We start from the raw sequence: 21,344 nt of genomic DNA, 5'->3' as shown, positions 1-21,344 counted from the left end.
TATGAAAATTCCAAAATTTATAAAATCATTATCAGAACAAATATTCTCTTAAACTGCGTTAGATTTTTCTAACATATTTTTATAATATTTTGAATTCTTACAAAGGTCTTCATCTTTTCCTATAGCTTCTATCTTGCCTTCATTTAATAGAACGATTTTATCTGCATTTCTAATAGTTCTAAGTCTATGAGCAATGACTATAACAGTTTTATTTTTTATTAGCTCAGACAAAGCTTCTTGAATAAGGCTCTCATTTTCGACATCAAGTGATGCAGTTGCTTCATCCATTAAAATGATAGGAGCATCTTTAAGTATTGCACGAGCAATAGATATTCTTTGACGTTCACCTCCTGAAAGTTTTTGTCCATTTTCTCCTATAATAGTTTCTATACCATCGGGCAACTTATTTATAAATTCATAACATCTTGCCACTTTTGCAGCTTTTATAATTTCTTCGTCACTTGCGTCTTTTTTACCAATTTTAATATTATTTTTTATACTGGAATTAAATAAAACCACATCTTGGAATACAATAGAAAAATTCTTTAACAGTGTTTCCGGCTCAATCTTGCTTATATCTTCTCCACCTAATAATATCCTCCCCTTATCTACATCCCAAAATCTTACTGCCAGCTTAGCAAGTGTACTCTTTCCACTTCCTGATTCTCCAATTAGTGCAGTTACTTCTCCCTGCTTAGCATCAAAAGTGACTCCATTAATTACAGAGTAATCTTCATATCCAAAATGAACATCTTTAAATTCTATGTCATAATTTTTAGGATGCATTTCGGTCTTACCTTCTTGAATTGGCATAGTTTTTATTTCTTTTATCCTGGAAACAACACTATCAAGCATTACTATCATTGCCATAAAGCTTATAATTTCTTCTATGGGAAGGTAAATACTAACCGTTAACATTAAAAATACTATATAAACAAGTATATTAATTTCACCTGCAATAAACATATTTGCACCAGTAAGAGCCACACTTACAATCCCAAGTTTAAGTAGTATCTTAGCAAAACCTGTCGAAACTCCTGAAACAAGCTCAACCCTTACCTTATCTTTCTTAAGTTTATCTAGCATCGAATAAAATTTATTAAGTGATTTTTTTTCTAAGTTATAGGATTTTATTTCACCAATTTGTTCAATATTTTCCTGCAAATAATCAAATACTTCTCTACTGCTTTTAACCCATTTATTTAACGACTTTTTTTGCGTTTTCTTTGCTAAATATGCGATTAAAAGTGATATAGGCATTACCCAAATTGTTGCTAATCCCATTTTCCAATTGTATATAAGAATCATTATGGAAATTATTAAAGTAGAAATTGCTGTAGCATATATATGTGGAACGGAATGTGAAAATATTTGTTCATACAAAGTAATATCATCCATCATCGTTGTCGCAATATCCGTTAAATCTCTTTTGCCAAAGTAAGAAAGAGGAAGTTTTTTTAGTCTATTAGCGACATCAATCCTTATGTTGGCACTTTCCATATATACATTGGTATAAAGTCTTTTATAATCCCATCTTGCTACAATAAACATTACAATAAGCATGACCGCTATAATAATTAAATAATTAGTTAATGTAAGATTAACATGTGATTTAATACCTTCAACTCTACCTAAATATTGAAATAAAAAAGCAAAAGCAATCATTGGCGGAAATAGCTTTGTAAAGTTTAAAATTGTGCGAGAAAAAATCGCTTTAGAAAGGTTACTTGCTCCCTTTTTTGACATAGCATATTTCTTCATAAAATATCTATTCATTTTGACCTCCTATCTGCCAACTAACCGCTCTTTGATATTCATCCCAAAGCTTTTTATATTGACCATTTTTATCTAATAATTTTTTATGTTTGCCTTCTTCAACTATTTTTCCCTTATCAACTACTAATATTTTATCTACATCTACAACAGTTGAAAGCCTATGTGCAATCATAAGGGTTGTTTTGTCCTTAGAAAGTTTTTTAAAAGATTTTTGTATTATATGTTCATTTTCAGGATCCGCAAAAGCAGTAGCTTCATCTAATATTAAAAGATCAGCATTTTTTAAAAATGCTCTTGCTATCGAAAGTCTTTGTGCTTCTCCACCGGAAAAATATACACCTTTTGTTCCATAAACAGTATTCAAACCATCTTTTAAATTATCAACTATATCTTTTGAGCCTGAATCTAAAAGTGCTTGTTCTATTTCTTTATCAGTTGCATCTTCTTTTCCAATAAGCAGGTTGACTCTTAAACTCATTTTAAAAAGTCTTGAATTTTGGAATACAAAGGAAATTTTATTCATTAAAGTTTGCTTGTCGTATTCTTTGATGTTAATTCCTCCAACAAAAATTTCTCCACTTTGAGGATCATAAAATCTTGCAGCAAGCTTAGCAATTGTTGTTTTCCCACCGCCTGAAGGACCAACAAGGGCTACTGTTTCACCTTTTTTAACCTTAAATGAAATATCATCTACAACAGTATTATCTTCATAAGCAAAAGATACATTTTTAAACTCTAAACTAATATCATTTCCTGACTTGTTTCCATAATGCATTTCTTTATAATCTAAAATGTTTTCTATTTTATTCAGAGATGCTTGTGCAAAATAAGAATATTGAGATATAACGGCAGATCTCATAATAAACACTCCGAAAGCAGGTCCAATTAAAAAATATATAATTGAATTGCCAATGACATGACGAACATCTCCCCTTGTATTTATAAGCATAATTGCTGTAGGTACCAAAAAAAAGGCTGTCGAACTTACTATAGACTCATAAATAGACATTTTGTTTTGCCATCTCATAGTCATTTTCATAACTATATTGGTCAGTTTCTTTATAAGCGAATAAAGTCTGTCAAAACTTTCTATACTTTGTGCAAAAGTTTTTACTACCGGTATTCCTCTTACATATTCAACAGTCTCTGCCGATAAAGTTGACAGTCCCGTATAGTATTCCTCCTTATCTTCCTTAGCATCTTTTGTCATCATGGTAGTCATTAGTCCCATACCGATTAGCATTGGCACCAAGCTTACTATACCTAATTTCCAATCAAATGCAAAAAAGAATACTAGAAGAACTAATGGAGTGATAAAAGTCATTGCCATATCGGGAAGTTGATGAGCTAAAAAAGAATGTGTCTCTGCCGCACCTGAAACAATAACATTTCTAATTCTCCCACTCTCTTTATTTTCAAAATATCCAAGAGGCTTATTCATCATTTTTTTTACATTAAGCTTAATAATATTATCTTCCACTTCAAAAGCAAACACGTGAGATAAAATAAGTGCTCCCAAATATAATATTAATCCTCCCACTGCAAAGGCTACCCCATAAATTGCATTTTGTTTTATAATGTCAATTTGTATTCCCTTACCAAGTACAATACTGCTTATTATTTTATGAATATAAACCATAGGCATTAATACCATAATTCCTGATGCAGCAGACAAAAACATGGCAAGATAAAGCATAATACCTTTACTACCTGCGTATGGCATTAATCTTTTTAAAATTGATGTTTTCTTTTGCTTATCGTTCAAAACAAAACTCTCCTTTCCTATTATTTTAATTTTTAGATATTAAATCCAAGATTTATTTTATCCCATTTAGTTTTCATTGGCACCATTGTATAAAACTCAGATTTAAAAATCTCTTGCTTTATAAACTTTATTGTATCATTGTATATTTCATGATACAATAAAAATAGACTATTTATGTCTATTAGGGATAATGTCTAATCGGGCTAAAAGGAGAAATTATATGAAAGACTACTATAATTTTGTAAAAGAATATTTGGGAGTATCTGAATGTTTTGTTAATAAGAAATATTGTAATGTAGGACATACTTTTTGTGTAAATAATGATGAAATCGAAGGTTTATATTGGTTTTATGAAACTGAAAATTTTATAATTGATATACACGATTTCTTTGCAAAAAAAGAGATTATCCACACTAGTTTGCCGGATATAAAAAATTTTATGACTTTTTCATCTTCCTATATAATTAGTGCCAGCGGTGAAAGTTTTAATCCATATCAAACCTTATCCGCAAATTCTTTATATATTTTAGATATAGAAAATTTAGAAAAGAATTATCGTTTTTTATTACATGAAAATTCTACGTATCTTGGTATTGCTGTAAATTTTAAACCGCAAATGATAAAAGACTGCCTATCTTCCATGAAAATTTCAAAGAATATTTCATATTCTCATATATTTCAAGATACCAAAGCCATTATTACCAACTCTTTAGAACCTATTGCTAAAGATATTCTAAACTGCAAAATGGTCTCTCCGGCAGCAGAAATGTTTTTTGAGGCAAAAGCTAAAGAATGGATTAGCATTGTAATAGATGCATTTTTAAATAAAAAAGAAATCCATATTTCTTCAGACGATAATATCGCACTTGAAAATGTAGCAAACTATCTTGATGATCATTACGCATTGGATGTTTCACAAAAAACACTTGAAAAAATCGCTATGATGAGTGGCACAAAGTTAAAAAAATTATTTAAAGAAAAATATCAATGCAGTATTACCGAATATACTCAGCGAAAAAGAATGAACATGGCAGAAAATCTTTTATTAAACTCAACCCTGAGAATACAGGATATTGCAGAAGCTGTTGGGTATTCTTCTCACAGTAAATTCACTGCGTGTTACAAGAAATATAAAGGGATTTATCCTAAAGATGCCAAAAAATACTTATCTAGAAAAAATTCAACGACTGCTTGTATATATGATGAAAATATTTAATCCTGTGTTTGTAGAAAAAATTATTGGACAGAATATATGTTATCTTACTGGAAATGATAATAAATTAGTTCCTTATTTAAAAGACACTTTAGATAAATGACAAAATTCAATTATAGAAATTATTGAAAGTTAAAAGGTTGAAAGTTTTAATAATGTATCTAAGTTAATTTCATAAAATCTTATAGAACAGTTAAAAATAAAATGGTAAGAAACTTTTATTTGTCTTACCATTTTTTATTTTATATGTCCATACAACTCATCTTTAACAGTATTTTTCCTTGCATATATTTATCCGCAAATATATACATTAATAATAACGGTAAAGAAATACTCAACCACATTAAAGTTTCTAAAAGAAATATCATATTAAAACTTTCATGTAAATTTAAAATATTTTCCTAATCTTATCTCCTAAAAATAAATATTTTCAATTTATTCTACTGTTAAAAAAATTACACTATATCTTAGAAATTTTATATATTTAATTGCATCTATTTTAGTTTCATACAGTCTGATTAATACATTTAGTTTGAGATATTCCGTTATCGTACTCTACAATAAATAAAAATCGGTTGTTTTTTTTGATTTTGTATAACTTCAATATCACTTCCTACAGTTATTCCAATAGAAATAATTCGACTTTGAAAATGTGAATCTCCAAGGATTTTTACTACTTTTGCCTTTGTGTTATTTTTCACTTCACTAAGCTTCTGCATATTTATCCTCCTTAATCATCCATTTTTTAATGTTAATGTCAACATAAAAATGTACAAAACTGATTATATAAGAATGCACATTTACTCCTCCCTTATATTTTTTCATTTAACCTCTTAACTTTTAATAGTTAGTCTTTCTTATAAAAAACATATTTATTTCTGATTCTGTTTTAGAATATAAATAGCTTTTTTGTTTCTGTCAATACTTTTTTAAATTTTATTTTTCTATTGTGTTTTTTTCGATTATATTATTAAAAGAGAAACAAATTTGTTCCTAAGGAGGTGTTAAAATTGAGTTTGGGTAAATTGATAAAGAAATTCCGTGAACTAAGGAGAATTACTCAAAAAGCATTAGGAGACAGAATCCATTTAGATGATGTAAGAATAAGACAATACGAACTTGATATTCGTACTCCTAAAGACGATGTCTTGGAAAAAATTTCCGCTGTGCTTCATGTAAACAAAGAATATTTGAAAGAACCTGATTATCCCTACACGGAACATGATTTGATGAGATTTTTGTTTAAGCTGGACGACAGCATTAAAGTGAAAATACGTCCTGTTATCCTAAATGATGAAGATCCTGAATACACTACCACAGGTATATATTTCGGCAGTGAAGCTATATTAAGAATTCGAAATATGCTTGAACAGTGGCAGTAAATAAAAGAAAAGTATGAGAATAACAAAATTACCAAAGAAGCCTTGCAGGATTTGAAGGCAAACTATACTGACAGTCTAAAAAAAAATTATGTTCCTTTTGAAGAAAGTAATATCAAACGCTTTCATAACTCTATGTCAGTTAAAGTTCCACCGGAAATAAAATAGGCACAGAAAAAGCACATAACTGAAAGATTCTATGATCTTAAAGTCATGTGCTTTTGTATAAAGTTTCACATTTAACGATTAATGATTTTCACTATCCTCTAAAACCTATCTCTTTTGCAACTCTTTTTATCTGTTGAATAAAAGCATCATTTTGACGTTCATCTGACATATCTTTACTTGGAGTTGTTGCCCATCTGTATATTTGTTCGATGCTCCCATAGCCCCTTTTAAAGATTTTTGCATACTTTAAACAATTATATTTAGTTGGTGCATCTGTCAGTATGATTTTTAGTTCTTCATCCTTCCAGCTTTTTCCTTTATTTGATGTATCACGTAAATGTTCATTTTCTTTTTCAAATTCAATAATGATATTAGATACAAAATTCATTTTTTCATCAAATCCCATATCATCAATATTTCCACCCAATAAATCAAACATTCTTTCCTTATAATCATTCTTCTTCATATAAATAAATTCTCCTCCAATAAACAATTTATCTAAATTCAACAACTCCCTTTTGAACCTACTTTTTCAACTTTTTAGTATCAAAATAGTATCACTCAGGAGTTTTTAGCAAAATCCAACCGTCAAAACGCACTGTTTTAAACAGTTTTATAACAGAAACATATTTGTTACTCTACTCCCACTCGATATGTCCATTGATTTTGTTTTATATAAATGGCATAAAATCAATGTTATTCTTATCTGTTTTAGCCCTATTATCCATTTTATTTCTGTTTATCCGATTTTTTGCAAGCATATTGCAAGCATGCTTCATCTCATTATATTTCAAATAACTTATTATAAACAGTTTTGATTATTAATCTTCACAGGTAACTAAATCAAAACCACGATAGACCAAATCTTTTTCTTCAATTGATTCAAGCTTATAATATCTCCTTTTAATTTTAAGATGACTATTTGAGTCGCTATAATCTATTTTACCTTTCATTATAATGGCTGAATCCTTATAATATCCAATAATAACATTACACTCCAATTTTCCTACTTGAATAATTTCATAATTCTTTTTATTATTAGGTGTAAACAATGTCGAGCTAAACATTAAAACCGCAACAATAGCTATAATAATAGTTATTACAATAGCAAGTGCAAAAACAATTATATTTTCTTTAGTTTTTAGCTAAACAGAAGCATCTTTCTTGTTTTTATCTTCCTTTGTTTCTTGTTTATCAATATTTGGATGCTCTGTTAAATCAGTTTTAAATGCGAAAAAATACACAATCCAAGATATAATTGCTACAACTATACAAACACCCAATAATACAGAATCATATCCTGTAATATGTAAAGTGTTCATTATAAATGAAACACAAAAGACTAACGACAAATAAAACACTAAAAATGCGAACAAAAAAGAGTACCCTAAACTTTCCAAAATTTTTAGTTTATTTTTCTTTAAAAATCTCTTTATCACAAATGGGGAGAAAAAAAGCATTATTGTCGCCATAAAGAATACCACGTTCATAATATAATCCGCTTGTAAATTGTCATAAAAATAAAATTTCGGTATGCCATAAAATTGTTCTGCTTTTAAAGAATAAATATAACGAATTGTTTCGTATAAAACACTCAAAAATGTTAGAACAACAGTTGGAACCATAATCATTAACTCTTTATTTTCTTTTAACAACTTTAATATTTTTTTATTATCTTTTTCTTTTTCCATAAAACTCCTTATTAAAAAGCTCTATCCGTTTTATTTCTGTTTATTAGATTTTTTGCAAGCATGAAACTACAACTTATTCTTTAGCATTCATTTTTACCTCTGAAATCAAAATACCATTTTCATTATTTTTTAGCATTTCAGAAACCAAATTTTGAGAAAAAATTACGGTACTATTATCTATATCCGCCTCAAACATATCAGCATATTTTTCTTGCAACAATTTTGAAAGAATACTACTAATGCCACAGTTCAATAACGCAATTTTAGTTTTATCATCTGTTCCGTATTTTATTTTTAAATAAAGTGACTCTTCGATAAGTTCTAAAGAATATAGTACTTCTATATATTTTACTATTTCATTGTCTATAAAATCATATTCTTCTTTTAATCTTACGATAGCTAAATTAACCTTCTCATATTCATCTTTTTCTGTAATGTCAGTCCAATACTCTCTATGTCCACCTCTGGTTTTATCCCCCCATTTACCAACATAAACAATTCTTGATTGCTCTTCTCTAAGCGTATTCCAATATCCAACCACCTCATCTGTCATTACTTTCATGGTAAATCCCATTATTCTCCAGTTAATTAGCATTTTGTAAAAACTTTGTGCTTCATGTTCTCTCAAACGCTTTAAATTATTGTATTCTCCATTACTATCATTTATTTTAGAAAAAAATAAATAGTCTATTATATTGAAAACTGTGTCTATACTTTGAGCTATATTTACGTTTTCTATCTCATTATCTATTTGCTTCTCTATTTCAAGTATATTGAATATATTAATATTATTTTCAAAACATAACTGCCCAACTTTTGTTTTTGCCTTATTTGAGTTATTGTCTGTTATAGCATCGCTATGAGAAATATTTTCTAGAATATCTTCTGCCTTTTTCTTTTTAACTTCATCAGAATCAGAATTAACTAACAGTGGATTTTTTATATCATCAACAATTTTATCATAATCTTCAACTAATATTTTTCGTCCTTTGACAAAATTTTCTACTTTAAAATTTTGTCTACAATATCCGCCTTTAACAATATGAATTTCTGGCAACAAGTATTTTAAATCTCCAGTACTATTATTAAAAATCTCTCCAAATCTACATACCCTTCCAATTAAATTTTTAAAAGACGATGGCAATAAATAACTATTCCCTCTACAAGGATCTAATATAAACATCTTTGTTGCAGGAATATTTACTCCTTCAAGTAATGTAGAATTAGCAATAAGCATTTTTATTTCTGGTACATCAACATATAAGTCCTCTATAAAATACCTTATTGGCTCTGGTATTGAACCATGATGATAAATAATCCCTTTTTCAATATAATCAGCTAATTTATAATCCTCATGTACATATTCCCTCAAATCACTAGCAGCTTTATTAAGTCTAAGTATTTGTCTTTCAGGGAGTTTAGAAAATAGTTTAAATGCAAAATTTTCAAGTTTCTTAGGACTGTTTAAATATATTATATTTTTGTTATCACAATTTGTAATAACAACATCTGCGTCGTCTCCTAATTCATTGACCTGTAAATCAATCAGCTTGTCCTTCATCGTAGAATATTGATCTAATAAAACTTTCTTATTATTCTCTAAATCGTAAAAATAAAACATTTCTGACTTAACATTTTCAACAACACTATACCATTCATCAACATTCGGGAGACATTCAATCTTTAAACTTTCTTTAGATCTTAAAAATGGAGTCAAATATTTACAAACAAGGTTTTCGTTTCTTTTTTTGCAAATAATAATAACAGAAGCCAAGATCAGACCGCGTCTATTTTCATCTGAAAATTCATCTAATATATTATGCGCTTCATCAATAACTAATAAATCAAATTTCAAATTTGGGTTGTTCTGTAGCAATCTCAACAGTCTTTCTTGAGTTAACACAGCAATTATTTCATTATCTTTATCACTATACATTTCTGGATATGTTATTATTTTCCTATATCCAAATTTATTTATAATCCTTTTCTTTGTTTGCGCCAAAAGAGATTTTGTAGGAGAAATGATACATATTTTTTTAAATTTAGTGTGGTCAATAAATGATAATATCAATTCCGTTTTCCCATACGATGTTGGAGCTACAATAATCTGCGATTTTAATTTTGATTCTGTAGCTTCCTTAAATAATTCAAACTGCCCTATTGTTTGATACGAATTATTCCATTTAAATTCATCACTCTCTATACTATTTATTTCAGTATAGATATTCCCATATCTCTTTGAATAATTTAGATTGTTTTCTATAAATTTTGATATGGGGATAAGCCCTTTATTCAAACTTAATTCGTATAGCGGTTTATAATCATCCGTTATTTTGCTATACAGTAAAAATAATCTGTATCCTAATCTTTGTAGATTTTTATTATCCAATCCAGTCAAAAAAATCACTATAGATAATATTTTTTCTAGTTCTTCATCAGATAACTCTATACCTATCTGTAACTTTTTATATAGTTCTGGAAATTCGGTGTTATAAAGCTTTCTCAATGTTAACTTATCCACTTCAAACCTCCTATACTAATGTCACTAAAAAATCTATTATCGCTTGATATGTTTGTTTTTGTATTGCAATTAATTTCAATTTCGAAAATTTATTAGAGCTTAATATTGAATTGTACAGTTTTCTTAGTTCTATTGAATCTATTGTAGAATTAAATATGCAAAACACAGTACCACCTAAAATAACATTTTTGTCGTTGCTTAAACATGAATTGCTATTTTTATTAAGTATATTAACTATAGTATTTTTTTCATTAGTATCATCCAATGCAGTCCTAACGCTATTCACTGCATTTAACCATAATTGTGAATTGTGCATATTCAGGCGTGTATCTAAATCTCTTTTAGCAGTATTGATTCTTTCGCATACCTTTTCAGTAGAAGTTTTTAGTTTACCTAATTCTCCCGCTTTTGATTCTATAATCCATAAATCATTATTAGAATCAACAGCAATAATATCAAAACCCTTTTTTACATGTCTTTCTTCTAAATTAAAAAATGGTGAAACTATTTTAATATCAGTAAATTCTCTAATCAACACATTTAGCAATAACTCACCTATCACTCCTATTTTTCTATTTATATTACTTGGAATTCTATGATTTACCAATTCTTTTACAGTTTCATCAAATGAATGATAATTGAATCCTGAAACAAGAGCATATTCTCCATGACAGATTTCAACCAATTGCTCTTTTATTTTATCCTTTAATTCATCACTTAGACTATGAATTTCTAATATAATACTTTCTCCAATTTTTCTTTCAACTACACCATTCATTATATTTTTCCTTCATTATTATAATTAAGCCTTATACTCTCCCGTAGCCTCTTTTATCATCCCATCATGCCAATCTAAAGTCTCTAACGGCATTTCATGGTATTTATCAAACACTTCATACAGATACTTATACTTAACCTTATTTTCAATTATTTTCTTAAGAGAATCTGTGTCCATTGAAATAATCTTCATACCTGTAATAGTTTCTTCATCTCTGGTGTATGGAATTATCTTTCTATATCTAAAATCTGAGATTACATTTTTATCTAAGTATGTGCTTACAAATAGGCTGTAATCAAATGGATTATTAAATCTAATCCTATAATCTCCTAAATGTCTTGAAACAGGCTCCATTTCCATTCTTCTTTGATTATTTCCATCTGCAAGGGTTGCTTCAAGCAATAATGAATGTTTTGGATAAGAGGTACACGCTTCATATTCATATATAATGTCTGCATAACCTCCAGCTGCATGTGTCTTAGGTAATAAATTTGCTTCTAATGATAATTTCATGAAATCTAAAATATTTCCCTGTCTTTCGCTTACCTTGTACCATATAATTCCTAAAATATATTCAAAAATAGTAGGTATTGCAGCCTCATCTGTAACAAGTTCTTCAATCCTTTTATCATCACGTTTCTCAAAACAATTTAGTAACTCTATAAGCACAGAATCGTTAAATTTCTTATCGATCAAAGTATTAAATCTTCTGTATCGTTCATCATTTACATAAGTTGCAGCTTGTTCCGGACTCTTAATTGTAATTCCTAAATCTTTACTTAAAGCTGCATATACTTTGCTAATATCTAACTTGAATGCTTTTGATATAGTTTCAAGTGAGGCATCAGCTCTGAGATTATTATCTCTACTAAAAGTTTCTGTATACAGAATATCAATAATTTCTTTAAAATAATACTTTGGAATCATATCCAACTTAATCATACGATCTTCAAAAATTAGAGTATCTGTAATATTAAAATATCTTCTATTTAAATCAAAATAATCAGATAACGTCGCCATTGCTTTAAAAACATGTAAATATTTGAAAAACACTTCTTTTAGTTCTTTTTCATTTGCACAGTTTAAAAATGGGCATTGATTATTAATTGAAGTTTTTCCATTCTTCCTTATAACTCCAATATTTGTAGTTTTAAATATTATGTTTCTCCACAATATTCCGGGTTTTTGATTTATATTCTTTGCAGAATTCAATAGCAATTCATAATCACTTTTACCATCAATGAATATATTCTTTATAGACTGATATAATTTATAATATGGCTTATCATAACTCCTACTTTTGCGATTCATTCCAATTAAACATATCAAGTTTTCATCAACATCCGAAGCAATAAATTCTTCTTGTGCAAGTTTGTAGTTTTCCATTTGCATAAGCCTCTTATAAATTATTTCTTCCGGCAAAATTTTACCTTCTCTATATAATTTAATATCCGATATGATTTGTTTTGCACTTTCGTCATCTCTAATTAGCGGAACAAAATAAGTAAACTCGTCATAACTTAAAAACTCAAGTTCCGTCAGGCACTTTACAACCGCAATAAACGGTCTAACGATACTACCACTTACATCTATACTTGTTTTAAGAAGCTGTTTTAGATAGATAAAGCTATCTCTATTAATATTAAACACATTATTAGTTTCAAAATCCCCACTATTTGTTATTTTAATGAGTTCTCTTCCTGCATCCGTAATTAATCTATCTTCTGTGATTAAACCAATATCAACCAATCCTGATGTTTTTTCTCTGGCATCTTTGTCTTTTCTTTTTGCATCACCTGTTAAGAAAGCTTTATTTTTCATAAAGTCATAATACTTTTCTTGTAGTTCATTATTCCAGTTCCAACTTGATTCCTTTATGACCTCATTATAAAACTCATCAAGAAGCAACAACTGTGCCTCGATTTTTAAATTTAGTTTTGCAGTTCTAAAACTTGTAGTTCCTATAACCCAACAAAAACTTTGATATGGTATACTTTTATTCGCCATTTACTCATTCCTCCAATCAACTGGATAATTAGTAATCAAAACTTCTTCAGATATACTATTCTTATTTTTTCTGTGATAACTGCTATTTGAATAACTTTTATTCAGACGATTGCAGTAATACCCCTTACTTTCAATCCAATTATATAAAATATCATTTCTTTTATTTTTACTTTCCAAAACATTAGACAAAGCAAAACTAAAACCTTTTTCATTGGCTTCATCCAAAAATTCAAGTAAAGCTTTTTCTTCTATTTCAGTCCACATTCCATTTTCATTATATGTTGCATTTGTAATCAAATAAGGTGGATCACAATAAATAAAAGTCTCCTGAGAAAAATCATCTAACGAAATTTCTCTAAAGTCCTTTTTCATAAACTGGACATCTTTACTTTTTAATTCTTCAGAAAATAATACAAGTTTACTTCTCATTTTGGAATTAAAATCTCTCTTACCTACCGGAAGATTAAAAAGTCCCTTTCGATTAAACCTAATCTGATTATTAAAAGAGAACACCATAAGTACATACAACATTGGATAATCTATTTCTCCAGCAAGAACTTTAGCATTAAAATCATCTCTTAACTTTAGAAATCTTCCTTTATTGTATTCAGCTAAGCCTCTACTACTATCACAATCATAATAAGAATATCCATATAATGATGTGTTAGATAAACCATATTCATCAATAATTTTGTCTATTTGTTTTAGTAGATAATCAGTATCAGTATCTTTTATAAATTCAATTAAATCTATCAAATTTTCATTCGTGTCATTAAAAATAACTTTTGAAGAAGATGAATTTATTCCAACATTTCCTCCTCCGGCAAACATATCTAAAAATACTTCCTTTTCATCAAATAAAGGTTGCAACTGTTCTAGCAACTTAAATTTTCCACCTGTATAATTAAACGGGCAAGGTATATTCATTTTCTTTTTTTCTTCGCTAAATACTTCGCATAAAAACAGTCTTTCTTTATTATCTTTTATATCTGATTTTCCAGCCGAAAAACTCTTATAGTCCGATTCAAATATAGTAACTTTACCTTTTTTACTAAGAATTCTCATGATATCTTCATCCGATATTTTAGCATTCGACCTATCATTTCCTTTATCGGACATATTGTTATACGAGAGCAAGATATACTTTGCATCCGCTTTTTCAATTAAATCTTGAAATGCTTTTGTAGCTGTAATCATGCAATAATCACTTTTTAATGCCGTTCTGTCCATTTTTCTTGCAACACCATACACTTCAGGCTTCTCCCACCTTGCTACATTCTCAAGCAAATGATACGCATCACAGTACTGTCTTGAGTTATATGGAGGATCCAGGTACAACAAATCACCTTTAATATTTTTTATCAACTCATTTGAATCAAGGTTATAACAAGTATTATTAGAATTTATCATTTCTTCAGGTAGCAAAACATTCAACACTAAAGTTTTTTCAAAGTCGGCATTTTTTCTATATGCATCGTAATGTCCAACTGTGTTTGCAATTTTATCCATTGCATATAGAAGTGATGTAATCAAAATCGCATATTCCTTAAAATTTATTTCTTTGTTTTTATACTTTACTTCTATATCTTCTCTTATATATCCTATCTTGCTACAATCATCAGAAGAAAAAAATGTATCTGCGAAATTTTCTCGCATGTAGTTATTTTCTTTTGTTTCAATTTGATTATAGGTATATATAAGTTCAATTATTTTTTTTTCTGAGTATTTTTCGTACCCAAACCATGCATAATTGGAAATATAATTACTATACAATAAATCATTTGTAATAAGCATTTTATCCTTGAAAGTATTCGCAACTGCTCCAGTTCCACTAAATATGTCAATAACAATATTTACACCTTTACAATTTTCATCAACTGTTTTTCTTATAAAATCGGAAAGAGAATATTTATTTCCTAAATATCGTCTATTATTTATGAATGACTGCTTTAATCCTAATTTAGATATTAAAAAATCTGTGTCATCCTTATCCTGTAAACCATCTATATGCAAAAATCTTTTTATAATTTCAACTATATTTTCATCCCAAAAGTACCTTCCTGTATCACTTCTCGGAATTAAAATATTTTCTTTATCTATTAATTTATATAAATATGACTTAGAAATGTCTAATTCTTTTATTACATCAGTAACATTAAGACTTGCCATCTTTATTCCTCCTTGCCACATTTTAATCTATTTAGTAGACATTATAGCATATTTCACCCATTTTTTCTATATTTTTATTTAAAAAATCAGATGCTAATTGCATCAAAAATGGAGGGCATCTTTTATAATACTCTCCGTACATCTCTATAACTCCATATCGTCATTCATACTATGACTATGGTCAATTGTTTTATCTATTTTTCTTCTATGCTTCTTAATTGCACCAATAACCGATTCTTTGTTCTCTGCTTTATTTCGACCAAGATAGTCATTCATATTAGTTTTTAGATATTCCAATTCGTCATACTCGGATGATAATAAATTATATTTCTTCAGAATCACCTCTTGCTTAGTTTGCAATTCTTTAGAATGTTCATTTAATTTCCTGAAAAGATTTTTACCGGATTTGTTCTTCAATTCTCCCAATACAGTATCTTTCAAATGTGGAAATTGCTTAAGAAAAATATCTATTTCCTCATAGGATTTCTGATAGGCTTCTATATCTTTTCGGTTCATCATTATCATATAAATTTTATCATTCGGATTTTTGCGATAACCCTGATAATGCTCTCTTTTGCTGATACAGATTTGAATATGCTTAACCACTTCCTTTATCCTCTTTTGTTCCCATGAAAGTTTATCAAATTCTTGTTTCAATTCATTTTTTTGAAATGATATTTTTTGAATTCCTTTTTCCAATGCTTCCATAGAGTTAAAGCCTTTATCTCTTATTTTTAACAGAATTTTGGATGCTACTTGCATGTTGGTATGAACTACCCAATCCTGATTCCCATATTTGGTTTTATCAATAAATTCTCCTATTTCTTTATCTTTATTTCGGATTCTTTCTTTGATTTTTTCTTCTGTGTAATTATCACCTATGGTTTTCGCTCTGGTAAATCTCTGCTGATTTTTCTGTTTGAAAGCAATATACTTTCCAAACTTAATTTCATACCCATATTGTTCCATTATTTTAAGAAAATGTTCCCAATTTATTACTTTTTGAATTACTCTATCCATATCAAATTGAAGTCTTGATTTATAACTTTTACCTTTTTTATCTTCATTCCAGTCATACCAATTCACAAATTTTCTTCACTTAATCTCGTTGATTTCTTTTTCTGTTTCTTGGTCAATTACAGATAAATTGTGTTCCTTGCAAAGTCTGTCGCTTTGATTTCTGATGTTCATATATGAACTATAGTAGGAATGATAAACTTTACCCTCATCAACATCAATAGAATTAAAAATGATGTGATGTAAATGTCCTATCAAAGCCTAGCAAATGAATTAAAGATGAATAACCCATCAATAATAGCAAGATGGGTAATAGACTTTAGAGAAAAAGGCATAGAAGGACTTAAATCTAAAAAGAGAGGAAGACCTTCAACAATGCCTAAGTCCCAGAATAAATCAAAAAACACTAAAATATAATCAACAACAAACATAAGCAATTCAGAAAATCAATCATTAACTGAAGCACAATTAAATGAAAAAATAAAAAAATTAGAAGAAAGAAACTATTGGCTTCAACTAGAAAATGATGCAATAAAAAAAAGATAGAATTGTCTCAAATGACAGATGCAGAAATAAGACAATTGCTGAAACAATCAAAGTCTTAAGAAGTAAATACAAACTTAAAGATTTGCTAATCTACTTTAACTTTCCAAAATCGACCTACATGTATTGGCAAAAATGGCTAGACAAGCCAAATAAAGATAAAGAAATTGAGTCAAAAATATTAAAAATTAGAAAAGAAAATCCAAACTATGGCTACAGAAGAATAACTGCTATGTTGAAAAGATCAGGACTAACAATAAACAAAAAGAAAGTACAAAGATTAGTTCAAAAATTAAAAATACAAGTAAAGGACTTTTCAAGAAAAACAAGAAAATACTCATCGTACAAGGGAAAAATAGGAAAAATAGCAGATAATAAAATAAAGAGAAACTTTAAGGTAGAAAAACCATACACACAAATAACAACAGACACAACAGAATTTAAGTATTTTGAAAAAGATAAATCAGTAAATTATCAAATAAAGAAACTGTATCTAAATCCATATTTAGATATGTACAACAGTGAAATACTAAGCTATGAAATATCAAAACAACCAACACTAGAACCAATCCTAAAAGCCTTAGGCAAAGCAATAAAAGTAACTAACAAAACAGAAGAAGAAAGAATATTTCACTCAGATCAAGGATGGACGTATCAAGTAAAACAATACACATCAAAACTAGAAGAAAATGACATAACTCAATCCATGTCAAGAAAAGGAAATTGCTTAGACAACTCACCAATGGAAAACTTCTTTGGAATATTAAAACAAGAAATATATTACGGAAATAAATTCTATTCATATGAACATTTAAAACAAACAATAGAAGATTATATAAAATATTACAATGAGGAAAGGATAAAAGAGAAATTAGGATACTTATCACCAGTAGAATATAGAAAGAAGAATGCAGCATAAAAATTCCTACCCCTAGGGGTAGGATAGGAAAAGTAAATACCAGAGATAGTTTAGTTCTAACTCTGGTATAAAATCCAACTTTTTGGGACCACCTTAGTTACCCCCCCCAACAGATATTGTTAAACCTTTAAAAAACTATACCCCTAGCCAATTTATGCTTATAAAATATATTAATTTGTATTATTTTTTTTCATCTAAAGTAAAATTAAAGGTCATGCTTAATGCAATTATAGCAGCTATCACTAATAAAATTAACAAACCTACAGTCACATATAATACTCCAAAATTTGTTACTATAGATACCATAGAAATTGTTAAAAATCCTGGAATCAAAAGACCAACTGCATTTATGGCTGATTCTATAGCCCCCATTTTATTTGTTGGTACTATGCCAAATACTATGGTTTGAAGCCTTGGACTTATCAAACCTACAGATACTGAACACAAGATTGAAGCTATCGCTATAATAATGAATGAATTAAAATTAAAGCCTAGCAAAATGGATACATTCAAAATCTGGCTTATAAATATTATCGTTTTATTCTTTAGATTTTTTAGTAAGCTACCACTGCATATATTTCCTATAATAACACCTACAAATAATAAAACAGTAAGTATGGCAATAGCTTGACCTGTTTCAAAATTATAAAATGGATGTTTAATTAAAATTAATGTTGTTACCGGTATAATAAGGCTAACTACAGTTTGCAATATAGATATTATAACTAACAATTTGCCCATTTCATTTATCTTAAATAAAAGTTTTATAGAATCAATTAAATGCTCGATGTAGTTTTTAAAATTTAGTTTTTTATCTATAACAATGCTTTCCTCATACTTAGATAAAGATTTTTTGATTAGGATAAAGCAAAAGAATCCAAATAAAAAAGTTAAAGCATTAATCAAGGCAAATACTTCTATTGAGAATAAACCTAGGGCAATACCACCGATTACATTACTCAAGGTCCTTATAATCATTTTAGTTCCCTGCATAAAGCCCATACCACTTGCAATATCATCTCCTACAATCTGCATGTATATAGGTACCAACATTGAACCTGTAAGTCCTCCAAGTAAATCCGATAAAAGATTAATCAAACATATTATAATAACCACTTTGAGATCAAAATTGAAATTATACAATATCAAGGCAACCGATAAATAAAATATAAACCTTATAAATAAGGAATAAATATTCTTTTGAATCCTATCTTTTTGAAAATCAGCTATAGCTCCAAAAAAGACTTGGGCAATTTGAGGTAAGGTTTCAGATAAAGTTATATAAAATATTGCCTTTTCAGCAAATTCAAAATTTGCTACATAGTTAATAAGTGCTAAATAAAAAACTGTATCCCCAAAGACTGAAATCCAATTGTTTATAGTTAAATTTCTAAAATCTCTATTTCGTAAAAAAACATTCATAATAACTCCTTTAGTATTTTAGTATAGAAATAAAATTCGATTTGAATTATCTATTCAAAGGGAAAGCTACCATCAATAATTCCCCAGTATATTCCTAAAGTGCAAATTCCAAAATCAAAATAATCAGCACTGTTATCTTCACCTAAGAACATCAAAATATTATCTTTATTTCTGTATGATCTAGTTAACAATATATTTATTACATCTTGTTTTATAGAGTTATTATCTAGATAACTTGTTGTAATCAATAAGCTTGTTAGGCCGTGACACATGGATGTACCCATCCTTAAAAAATTATTAAATATTAACTTTTGTAATGCAGTAATTTCTAAAGAAGCGAAACCCATACTATCAGATTTCAACTTAAAGTCTTTAGTTAAAAATTCTTTAATTGAATTATTTAAAAAATTTTCTAAGTTTATATTCTTATCTATATCTATATCTATATCATACCTGTATATTTTCATTAAGTGTAGAAGCATACATAATCTACCTAGTGCAAAATCAAATTCATCTATTTTATAATAATTACTAATAATATTTTTTGTGTACAAGTTAATTAATTCTAAATAAAATGCATCTTTTGTTTCTAAAAATAAATTAATTAGACTATACAAATATCCTGAATCACCAAATAATAAACTATAATTATATATATAAATATTTTTAATTTTATTTTTTTCAAACAATTTAATAATTTTTTTTATTCTATGTGCATTCTTTTTAGATAAAGTAGAAAAAAATATATATCCAGTTAATCCATGTTGATAAGAATTAGGATTTATAAATTCACCAAATTCATTAGAATTAAATTTTCTATTAATATTATTAAATTCTTTTGCATCTATATAATTAATTGCTTTATCATATTCTTTGTTAAAATCATATTCTTTATTAAAACTATACTCTTTGTTATAGCCATATTTTATATCAGCTTCGAAAAACATATCTATCTTTATAAAATCTTCTTTATTAAGTATTATATAATATAAATACATAAACCAATTATATTGATATTTCGATATTAATTTATATGAGTATGTATAATTAAAAATATCCATTATTTTTTTCATGGAACTATAATTATTTACAGCATCTATTTCAGTATATATTAAAATATTTTTAGTATATAATAAAAATGATACCACCATTAGCGAAAAAATATCTTGCCATTTAGTTGAAATATTTGTGTCAGTATCTTTATCAAAAAAAATATTTTGTGAATGCATTTCTTTCATTATTTTCTAAAACTTCAGATTGGTCTTCAGATGGTAATTTTTCTAATTCAACTAGTAAATTCATAGCTTTCTCCTCTCATTTATTTTATTTTTATTGTAAAATATTAATATATAAAAATATTTTACTTGTATTAATTTTAATATATTTTTATATAAAATACAATGACAAAAATATCATAAGCTTTGAAATTTATTTTTATAGGGAAGATATAGCTATGGATCTGAAATTAAAATTAAAAAATTTAAGAATTAAATATAATTATTCTCAGGAAAATATTGCTGAAGTTCTAGATATTAGTGTAAGACAGTATCAAAGAATTGAAAACGGAGATAATAAACCTAGTCTTTATGTATTAATGACTTTATCAAAAATTTACAATAGCAATTTGATAAATGACTATTTATTATCTAATGATAATTCTTATTTATATATTAAAGAATTAGAACTAGAATTGAAAAATATAATTTTTAATATAGATATAGATAAATTAAAAATATTCATAAATAAAATTCAATAAACTATTAATCAAGAGCCTAAGTCTACACATTTATTACAAATACTATATTTTTCTAAGACTTATAGATTAATTGTAGAAAAGCAATATATAAAAGCTAAAAGTTATCTTGAAAAAGCTATTTTAATATCAAGGGGCTGTTGCAAAATAAAAAATAGCCCTGAAATTACAAAAATTTAATAAAAACATAAAACAAGCCCTAGATTTCAACATCTAGGGCTTG

The 21,344-nt window shown here is 27.6% G+C and carries 19 protein-coding genes; 5 read left to right on the top strand and 14 right to left on the bottom strand.

The window, feature by feature from the left end; translation table 11 throughout:
* Positions 1-48: 48 nt before the first annotated feature.
* Together ABGF45_RS06165 and ABGF45_RS06160 are read right to left on the bottom strand one after the other, a co-directional pair.
* Positions 49-1,776, bottom strand: a complete 1,728-nt coding sequence (locus ABGF45_RS06165) for an ABC transporter ATP-binding protein (protein WP_134744458.1) — start codon at positions 1,774-1,776, stop codon at positions 49-51.
* Positions 1,769-3,541, bottom strand: coding sequence for an ABC transporter ATP-binding protein (locus ABGF45_RS06160; RefSeq protein ID WP_245151238.1), 1,773 nt, complete (start codon positions 3,539-3,541; stop codon positions 1,769-1,771). The genes ABGF45_RS06165 and ABGF45_RS06160 overlap by 8 nt, the downstream gene beginning before the upstream one ends.
* A 220-nt stretch (positions 3,542-3,761) precedes the next feature.
* Between ABGF45_RS06160 and ABGF45_RS06155 the strand changes: the two genes are divergently transcribed.
* A complete protein-coding gene (locus ABGF45_RS06155; protein ID WP_134710982.1) occupies positions 3,762-4,757 on the top strand; it encodes an AraC family transcriptional regulator in 996 nt (331 codons plus the stop codon).
* A gap of 542 nt (positions 4,758-5,299) precedes the next feature.
* Here the strand turns inward: ABGF45_RS06155 and ABGF45_RS06150 are convergent.
* Positions 5,300-5,473: a ferrous iron transport protein A gene (locus tag ABGF45_RS06150; protein ID WP_134744457.1), complete on the bottom strand. Its 174-nt coding sequence runs from the start codon at positions 5,471-5,473 to the stop codon at positions 5,300-5,302.
* 291 nt (positions 5,474-5,764) lie between these two features.
* On the opposite strand from ABGF45_RS06150, the gene ABGF45_RS06145 reads away from it, so the two are divergent.
* Positions 5,765-6,136 carry a helix-turn-helix domain-containing protein gene (locus ABGF45_RS06145; RefSeq protein WP_209021616.1) on the top strand — a complete coding sequence of 124 codons (372 nt, stop codon included), beginning with the start codon at positions 5,765-5,767 and terminating at the stop codon, positions 6,134-6,136.
* Positions 6,137-6,392: 256 nt separating this feature from the next.
* On the opposite strand, the gene ABGF45_RS06140 is transcribed toward ABGF45_RS06145, so the two are convergent.
* From ABGF45_RS06140 to ABGF45_RS06100, 9 genes are all read right to left on the bottom strand, one after another.
* Positions 6,393-6,767, bottom strand: coding sequence for a hypothetical protein (locus tag ABGF45_RS06140; protein WP_134710984.1), 375 nt, complete (start codon positions 6,765-6,767; stop codon positions 6,393-6,395).
* A gap of 355 nt (positions 6,768-7,122) precedes the next feature.
* Positions 7,123-7,368: a hypothetical protein gene (locus ABGF45_RS06135; protein WP_134744456.1), complete on the bottom strand. Its 246-nt coding sequence runs from the start codon at positions 7,366-7,368 to the stop codon at positions 7,123-7,125.
* Positions 7,369-7,446: 78 nt separating this feature from the next.
* Positions 7,447-7,992 carry a hypothetical protein gene (locus ABGF45_RS06130; protein WP_134744455.1) on the bottom strand — a complete coding sequence of 182 codons (546 nt, stop codon included), beginning with the start codon at positions 7,990-7,992 and terminating at the stop codon, positions 7,447-7,449.
* Positions 7,993-8,065: 73 nt separating this feature from the next.
* The gene (locus ABGF45_RS06125) at positions 8,066-10,513 is read right to left on the bottom strand and encodes a DEAD/DEAH box helicase (RefSeq protein WP_134744454.1); all 2,448 of its coding nucleotides are present in this window, start codon (positions 10,511-10,513) and stop codon (positions 8,066-8,068) included.
* Positions 10,514-10,523: 10 nt separating this feature from the next.
* A complete protein-coding gene (locus ABGF45_RS06120) occupies positions 10,524-11,291 on the bottom strand; it encodes a Hachiman antiphage defense system protein HamA (protein WP_134744453.1) in 768 nt (255 codons plus the stop codon).
* A 24-nt stretch (positions 11,292-11,315) separates the two neighbouring features.
* On the bottom strand, positions 11,316-13,298 hold the full coding sequence (locus tag ABGF45_RS06115; RefSeq protein ID WP_134744452.1) for an AlwI family type II restriction endonuclease: 1,983 nt from the start codon (positions 13,296-13,298) through the stop codon (positions 11,316-11,318).
* The gene (locus ABGF45_RS06110) at positions 13,299-15,467 is read right to left on the bottom strand and encodes a Dam family site-specific DNA-(adenine-N6)-methyltransferase (protein WP_134744451.1); all 2,169 of its coding nucleotides are present in this window, start codon (positions 15,465-15,467) and stop codon (positions 13,299-13,301) included. It abuts the gene before it with no gap.
* A 144-nt stretch (positions 15,468-15,611) separates the two neighbouring features.
* A complete protein-coding gene (locus ABGF45_RS06105; RefSeq protein ID WP_245151237.1) occupies positions 15,612-16,553 on the bottom strand; it encodes a hypothetical protein in 942 nt (313 codons plus the stop codon).
* 9 nt (positions 16,554-16,562) lie between these two features.
* The gene (locus ABGF45_RS06100) at positions 16,563-16,742 is read right to left on the bottom strand and encodes a relaxase/mobilization nuclease domain-containing protein (protein WP_209021614.1); all 180 of its coding nucleotides are present in this window, start codon (positions 16,740-16,742) and stop codon (positions 16,563-16,565) included.
* 21 nt (positions 16,743-16,763) lie between these two features.
* Between ABGF45_RS06100 and ABGF45_RS06095 the strand changes: the two genes are divergently transcribed.
* Positions 16,764-16,901 (top strand): hypothetical protein, encoded by a 138-nt coding sequence (locus ABGF45_RS06095; protein ID WP_245151516.1) that lies wholly within the window; start codon positions 16,764-16,766, stop codon positions 16,899-16,901.
* 211 nt (positions 16,902-17,112) lie between these two features.
* A complete protein-coding gene (locus tag ABGF45_RS06090; protein WP_245151235.1) occupies positions 17,113-17,946 on the top strand; it encodes an IS3 family transposase in 834 nt (277 codons plus the stop codon).
* A 180-nt stretch (positions 17,947-18,126) separates the two neighbouring features.
* Here ABGF45_RS06090 and ABGF45_RS06085 read toward each other — a convergent pair whose 3' ends face one another.
* Together ABGF45_RS06085 and ABGF45_RS06080 are read right to left on the bottom strand one after the other, a co-directional pair.
* Positions 18,127-19,368 (bottom strand): MFS transporter, encoded by a 1,242-nt coding sequence (locus ABGF45_RS06085; protein ID WP_209021613.1) that lies wholly within the window; start codon positions 19,366-19,368, stop codon positions 18,127-18,129.
* Between the two features lie 50 nt (positions 19,369-19,418).
* The gene (locus ABGF45_RS06080) at positions 19,419-20,606 is read right to left on the bottom strand and encodes a hypothetical protein (protein ID WP_134768842.1); all 1,188 of its coding nucleotides are present in this window, start codon (positions 20,604-20,606) and stop codon (positions 19,419-19,421) included.
* Between the two features lie 215 nt (positions 20,607-20,821).
* Here ABGF45_RS06080 and ABGF45_RS06075 point away from each other — a divergent pair, with 215 nt between their 5' ends.
* Positions 20,822-21,124, top strand: coding sequence for a helix-turn-helix domain-containing protein (locus ABGF45_RS06075; protein ID WP_134744612.1), 303 nt, complete (start codon positions 20,822-20,824; stop codon positions 21,122-21,124).
* Positions 21,125-21,344: the final 220 nt, after the last annotated feature.

The sequence above is a fragment of the Helcococcus sp. KG196 genome, from assembly GCF_046035495.1.
Lineage (GTDB): Bacteria > Bacillota > Clostridia > Tissierellales > Peptoniphilaceae > Helcococcus > Helcococcus ovis.
Note: the sequence above shows the minus strand (reverse complement) of the source record. Positions and strands in the feature narration are given on the sequence as shown.